The 13,243-nt window shown below is 65.6% G+C and carries 12 protein-coding genes; all 12 read right to left on the reverse strand.

What is annotated here, in order from left to right; translation table 11 throughout:
• Nucleotides 1–14 precede the first annotated feature (14 nt).
• Nucleotides 15–719, reverse strand: coding sequence for an ABC transporter ATP-binding protein (locus tag ABIB58_RS02075; protein ID WP_354038830.1), 705 nt, complete (start codon nt 717–719; stop codon nt 15–17).
• Nucleotides 712–1,998: a lipoprotein-releasing ABC transporter permease subunit gene (locus ABIB58_RS02080; protein WP_082465008.1), complete on the reverse strand. Its 1,287-nt coding sequence runs from the start codon at nt 1,996–1,998 to the stop codon at nt 712–714. The genes ABIB58_RS02075 and ABIB58_RS02080 overlap by 8 nt, the downstream gene beginning before the upstream one ends.
• Entirely contained in the window at nt 1,995–3,311 is a 1,317-nt protein-coding gene (gene proS, locus ABIB58_RS02085; protein WP_354038833.1) for a proline--tRNA ligase, read from the reverse strand. Before proS ends, ABIB58_RS02080 begins: the two co-directional genes overlap by 4 nt.
• A gap of 77 nt (nt 3,312–3,388) precedes the next feature.
• Nucleotides 3,389–3,655 (reverse strand): DUF1467 family protein, encoded by a 267-nt coding sequence (locus ABIB58_RS02090; RefSeq protein ID WP_017503976.1) that lies wholly within the window; start codon nt 3,653–3,655, stop codon nt 3,389–3,391.
• Nucleotides 3,656–3,664: 9 nt separating this feature from the next.
• Nucleotides 3,665–4,003 carry a DUF3088 family protein gene (locus tag ABIB58_RS02095; RefSeq protein ID WP_354038835.1) on the reverse strand — a complete coding sequence of 113 codons (339 nt, stop codon included), beginning with the start codon at nt 4,001–4,003 and terminating at the stop codon, nt 3,665–3,667.
• 40 nt (nt 4,004–4,043) lie between these two features.
• Nucleotides 4,044–4,952 carry a hypothetical protein gene (locus ABIB58_RS02100; RefSeq protein ID WP_354038837.1) on the reverse strand — a complete coding sequence of 303 codons (909 nt, stop codon included), beginning with the start codon at nt 4,950–4,952 and terminating at the stop codon, nt 4,044–4,046.
• Between the two features lie 56 nt (nt 4,953–5,008).
• Nucleotides 5,009–6,682 (reverse strand): ribonuclease J, encoded by a 1,674-nt coding sequence (locus ABIB58_RS02105; RefSeq protein WP_017503979.1) that lies wholly within the window; start codon nt 6,680–6,682, stop codon nt 5,009–5,011.
• Entirely contained in the window at nt 6,683–7,462 is a 780-nt protein-coding gene (locus ABIB58_RS02110) for a type III pantothenate kinase (RefSeq protein ID WP_295194595.1), read from the reverse strand.
• Complete coding sequence (locus ABIB58_RS02115) at nt 7,459–8,208, reverse strand: biotin--[acetyl-CoA-carboxylase] ligase (protein ID WP_354038839.1); 750 nt, start codon at nt 8,206–8,208, stop codon at nt 7,459–7,461. The genes ABIB58_RS02110 and ABIB58_RS02115 overlap by 4 nt, the downstream gene beginning before the upstream one ends.
• A 4-nt stretch (nt 8,209–8,212) precedes the next feature.
• Complete coding sequence (gene nuoN, locus ABIB58_RS02120) at nt 8,213–9,655, reverse strand: NADH-quinone oxidoreductase subunit NuoN (RefSeq protein WP_354038841.1); 1,443 nt, start codon at nt 9,653–9,655, stop codon at nt 8,213–8,215.
• 9 nt (nt 9,656–9,664) lie between these two features.
• Nucleotides 9,665–11,149: an NADH-quinone oxidoreductase subunit M gene (locus ABIB58_RS02125; RefSeq protein WP_354038843.1), complete on the reverse strand. Its 1,485-nt coding sequence runs from the start codon at nt 11,147–11,149 to the stop codon at nt 9,665–9,667.
• 4 nt (nt 11,150–11,153) lie between these two features.
• Nucleotides 11,154–13,241, reverse strand: coding sequence for an NADH-quinone oxidoreductase subunit L (nuoL, locus tag ABIB58_RS02130; RefSeq protein ID WP_354038845.1), 2,088 nt, complete (start codon nt 13,239–13,241; stop codon nt 11,154–11,156).
• Nucleotides 13,242–13,243: the final 2 nt, after the last annotated feature.

Below are 13,243 nucleotides of genomic sequence, written 5' to 3' on the forward strand. Positions count from 1 at the left end.
TCGACGGGCGTGGCTCAGTAAGCGTGGCTCTGGGCCTCGCGCTGTTCCAGATGACCGTCCTTCAGGGCGAAGACGCGGTCCATATGGCCGGCCAACTCCATATTGTGGGTGGCGATCAGGGCGGCCACCCCCGTGGTCTTGGCCAGGTTTCGCAGGGACTCGAACACCGACTGGCTGGTGGTCGGATCCAGATTGCCGGTCGGCTCGTCGGCCAGCAGCAGCCGCGGGCCATTGGCGAGGGCCCGTGCGATCGCGACGCGCTGCTGTTCGCCGCCGGACAGCTGGGCCGGCTGGTGCGTCAGGCGTTCGCCTAGCCCCAGGGCCGTCAGCGTGACCTCGGCGCGTTTGCGCGCCTCGTCCTGGGACACCCCGGCGATCCGCATCGGCAGGGCGACATTGTCGCGCGCGTCGAACTCAGGCAGCAGGTGGTGGAACTGATAGACGAAGCCGATCCCGCCCAGTCGCAGTCGCGTGCGGGCGCGCTCGTCCAGATCGCCGACCTGTTCGCCGTCGATGGCGACCGTGCCGCTGGTGGGCTTCTCCAACAGGCCGGCGGCGTGCAGCAGCGACGACTTGCCCGAGCCCGACGGTCCGATCAGCCCGACCAGTTCGCCGGGATAAACGTCCAGATCCACGCCCTTCAACACGGTCAGGCCGCCCTGGGCGGTGTCATAGGTGCGGGTCAGGCCGCGCACCGAAAGGATGGGAGCCTTACTCATAGCGCAGCGCCTCCACGGGATCGATGCGAGACGCGTTCCAGGACGGCGGCAGGCTGGCGATACAGCTCATCAGCAGGGACCAGAAAGCCACCCAGGTCACGTCCACCGGATCGACCAGGGCCGGGATGGCGTCCAGCATATAGACGTCGGAATCGAACAGCTTGGTCTGCAGCACGAACTCCAGGAAATGCTGGATCGAACCGATGTTCCAGCAGAACAGCAGACCCAGAATCAGGCCCGCGATGGTGCCCGCGACCCCGATCATGGCGCCGGCCATGAAGAAGACGCGCAGGATCGCCGAGGGGCTGGCGCCGATGGTGCGCAGGATGGCGATGTCGCGGCCCTTGTTCTTCACCAGCATGACGATGCCGGAGATGATGTTCATGGCGGCGATGGCGACGACGAGGCCCAGGATGATGCTCATGGCCACGCGTTCGACTTTCAGCGCGCCATAGAAGGCGGCGAGGCGCTCGCGCCAGTCGCTGACGACCGAGCCGGGACCGGCGGCGTCGCGGATGGCGGCGGTCAGGGCGCCGACCTGATCGGGATCGTCGACCTTGATCTCGATCGCGTCCCAGACGCCTTCCTTGCCGAAGAATAGCTGCTGCTGCTCCAGAGGCATGAAGATGAAGGCACGGTCGTAGTCGGCGGCGCCCGAGCGGAACAAGCCGCCGACGAAATAGGTCTTCTCAAGTCCGCCGAGGTTGCCGAAGGCGCTGTCGGCCCCGGTCGGCGAATACAGGGTCACAGGATCGCCGACGCGCAGCCCCATAGAGTTAGCCAGGGCCGCGCCGACCAGAATGCGGTCACCGCCATAGGGGCCCTTGCCGAAGCTGGCGCGTTCCTGCGGGCTCAGACTGTCGAAGACATACTGGGTCTTGGCCAGATCCTCAGGGCGGATGCCCTTGGCGATGGCGCCGGTCGTATAGCTGCCGACGCGGATCAGGCTTTGCGCCTCGTTCAGCGGGCTGGCGCTGGCGACGCCCGGCACGGCCTGGATGCGCTTCAGCGCGGCTTCGCGATCCGGCGAGGTCAGGACCTGCCCCTGCACATACATATGGCCGTTGAAGGCCAGCATGCGGCCCAGCAATTCGCTGCGGAAGCCGGACATGATGCTCATCACGCTGATCAGCACGGCGACGGCCAGCATGATGCCGATGAAGCTGATGACGGCGATGGTGGCGACGCCGCCTTCCTTGCGCTTGGCGCGCAGGTAGCGAAGGGCCAGGCCGATCTCCCACGAGGAGAAGGCGCCGGACGGACGAGACGGCAGGCTCAAGCGGTCAGCCTTTCGATAGCTTCGGCTAGCGGCACGGAGACCTTCTCGCCGGTGGCGCGACGTTTCAGTTCGACCACGCCGTCCGCCAGACCCTTGGGACCGATGGTCAGTTGCCACGGCACGCCGATCAGATCGGCGGTGGCGAACTTGCCGCCGGGACGTTCGTCGGTGTCGTCGTAGAGGACGTCCTTGCCGAGTTTTTCAAGCTGGGCCACCGCGTCTTCGCAGGCGGCCGAGACGGCCTCGTCATTGGCGCGCAGATTGATCACGACCACATCGAACGGCGCGACCGCGTCGGGCCAGATGATGCCGCCGGCGTCGTGGCTGGCCTCGATGATGGCGCCCAGCAGGCGCGACACGCCGACGCCATAGCTGCCCATGTGGACCTCGGCGTCCTGACCGTCAGGCCCGGCGACCTTGGCCTTCATCGGGGCGGAATATTTCGTGCCGAAGTAGAAGATGTGGCCGACCTCGATGCCGCGGGCCGACAGGCGGTCGCCTTCGGCGGTCTTGGCCTCGAATTGCGACGGATCGTGCATCTCTTCGGTGGCGGCGTAGAGGGCGGTGCGTTCATCGAAGACGGCCTGCACGGCCTCCGGGCTGAAGTCGCCGCCGGGCGCGGGCATCTCGACCAGCTTGCGGTCGCAGAAGACCTCGCTCTCGCCGGTTTCGGCCAGGACGATGAACTCGTGGCTTAGATCGCCGCCGATGGGGCCGGTGTCAGCGCGCATCGGCACGGCCTTCAGACCCATGCGGGCGAAGGTGTTCAGATAGGCGACGAACATGCGGTTGTAGGCGACGCGGGCCGCGGCCTCGTCCACGTCGAAGGAATAGGCGTCCTTCATCAGGAACTCGCGCCCGCGCATCACGCCAAAGCGCGGACGGCGCTCGTCACGGAACTTCCACTGGATGTGAAACAGGTTCAGCGGCAACGACTTGTAGGATTTCACATAGGCCCGGAAGATGTCGGTGATCATCTCCTCGTTGGTCGGTCCGTACAGCAGCTCGCGCTCATGTCGGTCGGTGATGCGCAGCATCTCGGGACCGTAGGCGTCATAGCGGCCGCTCTCGCGCCACAGATCAGCCAGTTGCAGCGTCGGCATCAGCAGTTCGACGGCCCCGGCCCGCATCTGCTCCTCGCGCACGATCTGCTCGATCTTGCGCAGCACCTTCAGACCCAGCGGCAGCCAGGCGTAGATGCCGGCGGCCTCCTGCTTGATCATGCCGGCGCGCAGCATCAGCTGGTGCGAGACGATCTGGGCGTCCGAAGGAGCTTCCTTCAGCGTGGGCAGGAAAAAGCGCGACAGGCGCATGGTCGGGAATCCTAGGCGTAGAGACGGTACAAGGCTTTAGCCGCTCGGACGGGGCGAAAGCTAGGCCGATGCGTCGTTTAGACGGCCGGGCCGCTGGCGAAGTTCGGCAGGGGCAGCCAGCCCGTGAAGATCAGCACCATGACGAACGCCCAGACAAGGGCCGAGACCCAGGTGGTCGTCAGGAACTTCTTCTTCAGATTGGGCGTCTTGGGCGCGCCCCATTGAGAGCCGTCGGTCGGCGGCTCGTGCGTCTCGCTCGCCGTACCCAGCGGAAGCACGGCGAACAGCACCGTCCACCAGGCGATGATGTAGATGCCGACCATGGTGAAGACGCCGATGGGCATGACGGACCTCTAGGGATGCGGGCGGCCGACGCCGTAGCGGGCCGCCAGATAGGGAGCGATGGCATGATCCTGAAGGAAGCGCCGGCCGGTCGTTTCGCTGACCTCAGCCTCGGACCAATCCAGCGCGCCGTCCAGGATCAGGATGGGGCAACTCTGATGCGCCTCGCCGACCTGGTCGATGACCGGCTGACGCGGGCGCGGATGGTTCAGATAGACGACGTCGAGCGCATCGCGAAGCTGAGGATAGAAGGTCAGGACACCCTCGATATAGGCGCCGGGCGGGCAGAACCACGGCCCGCCCTGATCGTCGTGCCAGTCGGGGTTCAGCAGGAAGAGTCGCTCGGTCATCGGCGTGGATATATCCGAGTTGAGGCCGTAGGCGCGACCGCTATTCGCACGACGCGCCAAACCCCGGCGCCCGTAGCGCCAGCAGGACTGAAGAACGCGCCTGCTGCGTGATCGCCCCTGCGCCTTGCAGCACGCAGCCGACCGCCGTGTTCGAGTTGGGCGCCAGAAGGCCGTAGGTCAGGCCTTCCTGCGCCAGACGAGCCTGGGCGCCCTTCAACGTTTCGACCGCCGTCGCGACGCGCACCGGGTCGTTTGTGATGCGCGTCATCTCGTGCAGCGCCTCGCCCGAGCTGGGAAAGTCATAGGCGTTCGGATCGAACGGCGCGATCTCAGCCGATAGACGTTCAGGATGGATGTCGATGCCGAACTTGGCGTTCTGGCTGGCGGAGAAGGCGATGGCCGGCCCGCTTTCGGGAACGACCAGAATATAGGCGTGGCGCGGAAACAGCAGATATTGCGCCATGAATTTGGTCACCGGCACCAAGGGCATACCGTCCGGTCCCAGGGCATGGGCCCCGACATAGACGCCCGACGGCACGCTGCGCGCATCGATCCGGCCGTTCAGCTTCAGGATGCGATCGACCATGACGTGGTCGAGCAGAAAGACGCCGTCCTCCGCCTCGCGCTCCAGATAGGCATGAATGGCGGCGGTGTCGGGCGCTGGTCCCAGATCGCGGCCATAGACGGTCGGAAAGGCGGTCGGCGACATCGGTTGGCCGTCAGGCGGGCTGAACCACAGCACGCGCAGTTCGTGAACCGTTCGAGCCAGGGGATCTTCGCCCCGGAAGGTCGACAGGCTGAGCACCAGATTGACCACGGCGAACAGGGCGACGAAGCCGACCAGCCCCTGCCCCGCAATCACCGCCCACCGACGCCACCCCCGCAGCGGATGACGGGCGTGCCGGATCCGCTCCAGCAGGCGGCGCGCACGGGCAGGCTTTTTCGACATGCGTTTCCCCGACCGTTTAGGCGCACGACCAATGCGCCCGAACGGTCAAGGTTGCATCAGACGCGCAGGACGACCGTCTCGACGATGGGACGACGATCCCAGATCTGCTGGCTAGCCTTTTTCAGCACGCGGGCGACGGCCTGTTCGATGACCATTTCGTCGTCCAGCGCATCGCCCTTCAGGCCCTTGACCACCTGCTCGACCCGCTCGGCCAGCTTGTCCAGCGCATCGCCGAGCGGCGTGGCGGTGTCGCCGGGCAGGCCGACGCTGCGGATATCGATGTCGCTGGCGATGCGGCCGCGCTTGTCCAGGGCGAAGCTGACGATCAGCACGCCGTTGGTCGAGGCGTGACGACGTTCCTTCAGGGCCTCGCCCTGCTCGGTCACCAGCATCCCGCCGTCGACGTACAGGCGACCGTTCGGCACCTCGTCGATGATCTTGGCCGGCCCAGGGGCCAGGCGGACCATGTCGCCGTTGCGCGGCGTCACCGTTTCCGGGACGCCCATGTCCTTGGCCAGGTTGGCGTGTTCGAGAAGGAACCGACGCACGCCGTGGGTCGGCACCGCGATCTGCGGCCGGGCCCATTCGTACATCTGCTTCAGCTCGTCACGGCACGGGTGGCCCGAGACGTGGATGCCGGGGTGATCCTTCTCGGTGTAGAGGCGCACGCCGCGGTCCGCGAGCCGGTCCTGCAGATTGCCGATCGCCAGCTCGTTGCCGGGGATCTGGCGCGACGAGAAGATGCAATGGTCGCCCAGACCCAGCTTCACGACGGGATGCGTGCCGTCCGCGACGCGCGACAGGGCCGCCCTCGCCTCGCCCTGGCTGCCAGTGCACAGATACAGGATTTCATCGGCGGGCCAGACGCGGGCCTCCTCGTCCGACAGGAAGGGCTTCACGTCCTTCAGCATGCCGACGTGTTTCGCGGCCGCCGTGATCCGGTGCATCGAACGGCCGGCCAAGGCCACGCGACGCCCGCAGGCCTCGGCGGCGCGGATCACGCTGTCCATCCGGGCGACGTTGGAGGCGAAACAGCCGACCGCAACACGCCCCTTCAGGCTGGCGATCAGTTTGGAAATGGCGACGGCGACATCGCCCTCGGACCCGGCCACGCCCGGCACGAAGACATTGGTCGAATCGCAGACCATGGCCAGCACGCCTTCGTCGCCCAGGGCGCGGATGACGGGGGCGTCGGTCTTGGTCCCGATCACCGGCTGGTCGTCGATCTTCCAGTCGCCGGTGTGGAACACCATGCCCAGCGGCGTATCGATTGCCAGGCCGCTGGGCTCGGCGATCGAGTGGGTCATGTTGACGAAGGTCACGCCGAAGGTGCCGATATCGACGGTCCCACCCAGCGGCACCTCGATCAGCTCGACCTCGTCCAGAATGCCGCGCTCGCGCAGCTTGTCGCGGATCAGATAGGCGGTGAACGGCGTGGCGTAGATCGGCGCCTTGATGCGCGGCCACAGCCAGCCCAGAGCGCCGATGTGATCTTCGTGCGCGTGGGTCAGCACGATGCCCTTGATGTTCTCACCCTCCAGGAAGGTGGGATCAGGCACGATCACGTCCACGCCGGGCGTGGACAGGTCGCCGAAGGTGACGCCGACATCGACGATCAGCCATTCACGGTTCGCCTCTGGGCCGAAGCCATAGGCGTTCAGGTTCATACCGACCTCGTCCGAGCCGCCCAGCGGCAGGAAAACGAGTTCGTCTTGGGTTTGCTTTTTCATTCAATCAGTCAAATGGGCGTTACGACGCCAGATTTCGAGGAGGCCGCGAATAGTCAGGTCGGGATCGAAGTGATCGATGCTGTCGGTCGCGCCTTCGAACAGGCTGGCCACCCCGCCGGTGCCGACGACGGTCATGGGCTTGCCCCACTCCGCCTTGATGCGTCCGATCAGGCCTTCGATCAACGAAATATAGCCCCAGAAGACGCCGGACTGCATGGCCTCAACCGTGCCCTTGCCGATGACGTTCTCGGGTTTCTGGATGGCGATGCGCGGCAGTTTGGCCGCCGCTTCGTGCAGGGCCTGAAGCGACAGATTGATGCCGGGCGCGATCAGACCGCCCTCGAAGGCGCCGTCGCCCGAGACGATGTCAAAAGTCGTCGCCGTGCCGCTGTCGATCAGCAGAAGGTCGCCGGGATACATCAGCGAGGCGCCCACGGCGTTCACCAGACGGTCGGCGCCCGCCTCGCTGGGCTTGGCGATCCGTACCTCGATGCCCAGTTCGGCGTTCTCACCGATGACCAGCGGTTCGATGTTCAGATAGCGCCGCGCTAGGTTGCGCAGGTTGAAGATCGACTGCGGCACGACGCTGGAGATGATGCAGCCGCCGAGGGCGTCGAACTTCAGCCCCTTCATCACCATCAACTGATTCAGCCAGACGGCGTATTCGTCGGCCGTGCGGCTGGCCTCGGTCGCGGCGCGCCATTGAGCGATCCAATCCGTGCCGTCGTGGACAGCGAACAGCGTGTTGGTGTTGCCCTGCTCGATGGCGAGAAGCATCAGGCGGCTTTCCCGAAGAAGACATCGCCGGCGGAAATCAAACGCACGGAGCCGTCGGCCAGACGCAGGCGCAGGGCGCCGTCCGGCTCCACGCCCTCCGCCAGGCCTTCAAGCGTCTCATTGTCCAGACGCGCGACACACGGTCCATTCAGCCCCGTCAAACGACTGGTCCAGGCGTCCAGCACGGGCTCGAAGCCCATCGTCTGCCAGCGCCCCCACCATACCGCGAAGGTCTCGGCCAGGATTTCGGCGGCGGCCTCGATCGGCGGGACATAGGCCAGGTCGGCGCGCAGACGTTCGGCAACCGAGGTCGCCCCCCGCTCGGTGCCCTCGGGCGCATGGGCCAGATTCACGCCGATGCCGACCGCAAGCCAGAGGTCGCCGTTCGCATGCCGGCCGGATTCGACCAGGATGCCGGACACCTTGACCCCGTCCAGCAGGACGTCGTTGGGCCATTTGATCGACACGAGCGCGGGCGAGACGAAGACGTCCAGCAGGTCCGCGACCGCCAGGGCGGCGATGAAGGTGGCCTGGGCCGCCTCCGCCGCCGACTTGGGCGTGGTGATCAGAAGGGTCGCGGCCAGATTGCCCTGATCGGTGTCCCACTTGCGACCCCGCCGACCGCGACCGGCGGTCTGGCGGCGCGCCACGATCCAGCACGGTCCCGCCTCTCCGGCCTCGGCGAGGCGGCGCGCCTCGGCGTTGGTCGAGTCGATCTCGTCGAGGATGACCAGTGGGACGGGCGCCAACGCCCTACCCGTTCCCGAAGCCGGCGCTCGCAGCCTTGGTCAGCGGCTCCAGCCAGGTCAGACCAACGATCACCAAGGGGAAGGCGAAGGCGGCGCACGCCCAGCCGATCCACTTCGCCTCGACCGGCGCGGCGTCGGTCGCAATGTCGTCCACCGGCGCATCGAACCACATCAGCTTGAGGATGCGCAGATAGTAGAAGGCGGCGACGACCGAGGCGACCAGACCGGCGGCCGCGACGGGCCACAGTCCTGCATCGGCAGCAGCGCCGAACACATAGTATTTGCCCCAGAAACCCGAGAACGGCGGCATGCCCAGGACCGACAGCGACAGGATGGTCAGGGCCACGGCCGTCAGCGGCCGATCCTTCTTCAAGCCAGCCAGATCGGCGATGCGGCGGATCGGACGGCCCGACTTGGACAGGCTGAGCAGGATAGCGAAGAAGCCCAGCTGGTCGATGACATACAGCGTCATGAACATCAGCATGGCCTGCAGGCCTTCGGCCGTGCCCGCCGCAATGCCCAGCAGGGCGTAACCGATGTTGGCGATCGAAGAATAGGCCAAGAGGCGCTGGATGTCCTTCTGCGCCAGGCCGCCAAAGGCGCCGACGACGAAGCTGATCAGCGAGATGGCGATCAGGACCTGCGACCACTGGGCGTGGGCGTCACCGAAACCGTTTTCCAGCGCGCGGGCGATCAGCACCATGGCCGCGACCTTGGGCGCCGTGGCGAACAGGGCCACGACCGGCGTCGGCGCGCCCTCATAGACGTCGGGCGTCCACATGTGGAACGGCGCGGCCGAAACCTTGAACGCCAGGCCGCAGATCAGGAAGACCAGGCCGAAGACCAGGCCCGGGCCGGGATTGTCGGCGGCGACGGCGGCGATGTCCTCGAACCGCATCGAACCGGCGAAGCCGTAGATCAGGCTGGCGCCATACAGCAGCAGACCCGACGACAGGGCGCCCAGGACGAAATACTTCAGGCCCGCTTCGGACGCCTTGACGTCGTTGCGGTGGAAGGCGGCCAGCACATACAGGGCCAGCGAGTGCAGCTCGATCCCGACATACATGGAGATCAGGTCGCCCGAGGACGCCATCATCCCCATGCCGGCCGAGGCCAGCACGATCAGGATCGGATATTCGAACTTGGCGATGCGCGTGCGCTTCATCCAGCCGTCGCCCAGCACGACCGCCACGGCGGCCGACAGATAGATCAGGCTCTTGGCGTAGATGGCCAGAGGATCGGCGACATAGGCGCCGTTGAAGGCGACGCCCCACGGTCCGACGATCGAGATGACCGATGCGGCGATCAGCAGCAGAACCGACAGGATCGATACCAGGCGGGCGCTCTTGTCGCCGATGAAGGCGCCGACCATCAGCAGGACCAGGGCGCCGACCGCGAGGGTGACTTCCGAGGCGGCGAGATGCAGGGCGGAGGATAGATCAGGCATCTGTAAGTCTCACCCGCCGATCGCGGCGCGATACGCGCTGGTCAGGGCCTCGACGGCAGGCCCGGTGTAATCAAGGACGGAGGCAGGATGGACCCCCAGCCAGATGGTGCCGACGATCAGAGGCACGAACAGCAGCAGTTCGCGCTTGTCGATGTCGGTGATGGTCTCAAGCTTCGGATTGGTGATCTCGCCGAACATGACCGCGCGGTACAGGGTCAGGGCATAGACCGCCGAGAAGATGACGCCCGAGGCCGCAACCAGCGCCGCCCAGGTCGAGGCGTTGTAGGCCCCCGTCATGGTCAGAACCTCGCCGATGAAGCCCGAGGTGCCCGGCAGGCCGACGTTGGCCATGGTGAACATCAGGAAGATGGCGGCGTACCACGGCATCTTGGAGGTCAGGCCGCCGTAGAAGGCGATCTCGCGGGTGTGCATCCGGTCGTAGACGACGCCGACGCACAGGAACAAGGCGCCCGAGATCAGGCCGTGGCTGATCATCTGGAAGATGGCGCCCTGCATGCCGATGTCGTTGCCGGCGAAGATGCCCAGGGTCACAAAGCCCATGTGGGCCACGGACGAATAGGCGATCAGCTTCTTGATGTCCGTCTGACGCCAGGCGACCAGCGACGTATAGACGATGGCGATCACCGACAGGGTGAAGACCAGCGGCCGGAACATCTCCGACGCCATCGGGAACATCGGCACGTTGAACAGGATGAAGCCGTAGCCGCCCAGCTTCAGCAGAATGCCCGCCAGAATGACCGAACCGGCCGTCGGCGCCTGAACGTGGGCGTCGGGCAGCCAGGTGTGGACCGGCCACATCGGCATCTTGACCGCGAACGAGGCGAAGAAGGCCAGCCACAGGATCGGCTGGACGGCCGGATCGAAGGCGAAACGCTTCAGCTCGGGAATGCTGGTGGTGCCTGCCTCATGCGCCATCCACAGCATGGCCAGCAGCATCAGGACGGACCCCAGCAGGGTGTAGAGGAAGAACTTGTAGGCCGCATAGATGCGGTTCTGACCGCCCCAGATGCCGATGATCAGGAACATCGGGACCAGGGTGCCTTCGAAGAAGATGTAGAAGAGGAACAGGTCCAGTGAGGTGAACACCCCGATGACCAGCGTCTCCAGCACCAGGAAGGCGATCATATATTCGACGACGCGCGTCTCGACCGACTTCCAGCTGGCCAGGATGCAGATCGGCATCAGGAAGGCCGTCAGCGGCACGAACAGGATCGAGATCCCGTTGACACCCAGGTGATAGCTGGCGCCCGCGAACCACGGGACCATCTCCACGAACTGATAGCTGGTGTCAGCCGGATCGAAGCCGGCGACCAGCACGACCGACACCGCCAGGGTCACCAGGGTGGTGATCAAGGCGATCCAGCGTGCGGCCGGCGCGGTCGCATCGGCCGACTTTGACGTCAGCCGGGCGGCGAAGATCGCCAGGGCCCCGACCAGGGGCAGGAATGTAACGAGGCTCAGGATGTAGGGCACGAGATCAGGCTCCCCACGCGAGGATGGCGAAGGTGAGCAGACCAGCCACCCCGAGCAGCATCACGAAGGCGTAGTGATAGACATAGCCGGACTGGATCTTGCCCAGTCGAGCGGCGGATTTCAGCGACACCCACGCGGCGCCGTTCGGGCCCAGGCCGTCGATGATCTTCACGTCGCAGATCTTCCAGAAGAAGTTCCCGATGGCGCGGAAGCCGCGCACGAAGACGAAGTCGTACAGCTCGTCGAAATACCACTTGTTGTAGAGGAAGCGGTAGATGACGCCGTTCCGCTCGGCCATGCGACGGCCCATGCCCTCGCGAGCGACGTAGATCCAATAGGCGAAGGCGGTGCCGATCAGCGTCAGGATCAGCGGCGACCATTTCACCCAGGTCGGGACGTCGTGGCTTTCGTGCAGGACGTGGTTGTTCGCGCCGGTGAAGATCGCGCCGCGCCAGAACTCGCCCTCGTGGTGGCCGATGAAGTGCGGCGCGAAGACGAAGCCGGCGGCGACGGCGCCGATCGACAGCAGGATCAGCGGAACCAGCATGACCAGCGGGCTCTCATGCGGCTTCAGCGGGCCGTGATGACCGTGGTCATCATGCGCATGATCGTCGTGATGATCGCCGACCGGCTCGGAATGGGTTTCCAGCTGGGCGTGGGAAGCGTGGTCGTCAGCATGATGGGCGTCGCCCTCTTCCTTCCACACCGGCTTGTTGTGGAAGGTCATGAAGACCAGGCGCCACGAATAGTAGGCCGTCAGACCGGCGGCGATGATGCCGACGAAGAAGGCGAACAGACCGATGGCCGAGTGACCCGAGGCCGCCGAGGCATAGGCGCTCTCGATGATCGAATCCTTGGAGTAGAAGCCGGCGAAGCCGCCGACGCCGGGGATGCCCAGGCCGGTGATGGCGATGGTGCCGATGGTCATTACCGCATAGGTGACCGGCAGCAGCTTCCACAGGCCGCCCATCTTCCGCATGTCCTGCTCATGGTGCATGCCGTGGATCACCGAACCGGCGCCCAGGAACAGCAGGGCCTTGAAGAAGGCGTGCGTGAACAGGTGGAACATGGCCGCCTGATAGGCGCCGACGCCCGCCGCGAAGAACATATAGCCCAGCTGCGAACAGGTCGAATAGGCGATGACCCGCTTGATGTCGTTCTGGGTCAGGCCGACCGTGGCGGCGAACAGGGCCGTGATCGCGCCGATGATGGCGATGATCTGCGACGCGCCCGGCGCATACTCATAGATCGGGCTCAGCAGGCAGACCATATAGACGCCGGCGGTGACCATGGTCGCGGCGTGGATCAGCGCCGACACCGGGGTCGGGCCTTCCATCGCGTCCGGCAACCAGGTGTGCAGGAAGAACTGGGCCGACTTGCCCATGGCGCCGATGAACAGCAGGAAGCCGGCCAGATCCAGCGCGGACCACTGGACGCCCAGGAACTCCCACGTCGTGCCGGCCTTTGTGGCGATCAGCGGGAACAGCTCGGCGAAGTTGATGGTGCCGTACATCCAGAAGACCGTCATGATCCCCAGCACGAAACCGAAGTCGCCGACGCGGTTGACGACGAAGGCCTTGATGGCGGCGGCGCTGGCCGTCGGCTTCTTGAACCAGAAGCCGATCAGCAGATAGGACGCCAGGCCGACGCCTTCCCAGCCGAAGAAGATCTGCATGAAGTCCGCCGCCGTCACCAGCGCCAGCATCATAAAGGTGAACAGCGACAGATAGGCGAAGAAGCGCGGCCGGCTGTCGTCCTCGGCCATATAGCCCCAGGAATACAGGTGAACCAGCGACGACACGCTGGTGACCACGATCAGCATGGTCGCCGACAGGGCGTCGATGCGGATCGACCAGGCCGACTGGAAGTCGCCGACGTTGATGAAGGGCGCCAGGCGGATGGTGAAGGGCTCCATATGGCCCCAGGTCCATTGGCCGAACACCGTCCAGGCGACGGCGCACGAGAAGAACAGCAGGCCGGTCGTAACGGCCTGCGACGGGATGTTGCCGATCCGGCGTCCGAAGAAGCCGGCGATGGCCGCGCCCAGCAGCGGGGCAAAGATCCCGAGAATGACGAGGGTATGGAAGGTCACGC

The organism is Brevundimonas sp. UYEF29 (genome assembly GCF_040546195.1).
GTDB lineage: Bacteria > Pseudomonadota > Alphaproteobacteria > Caulobacterales > Caulobacteraceae > Brevundimonas > Brevundimonas huaxiensis.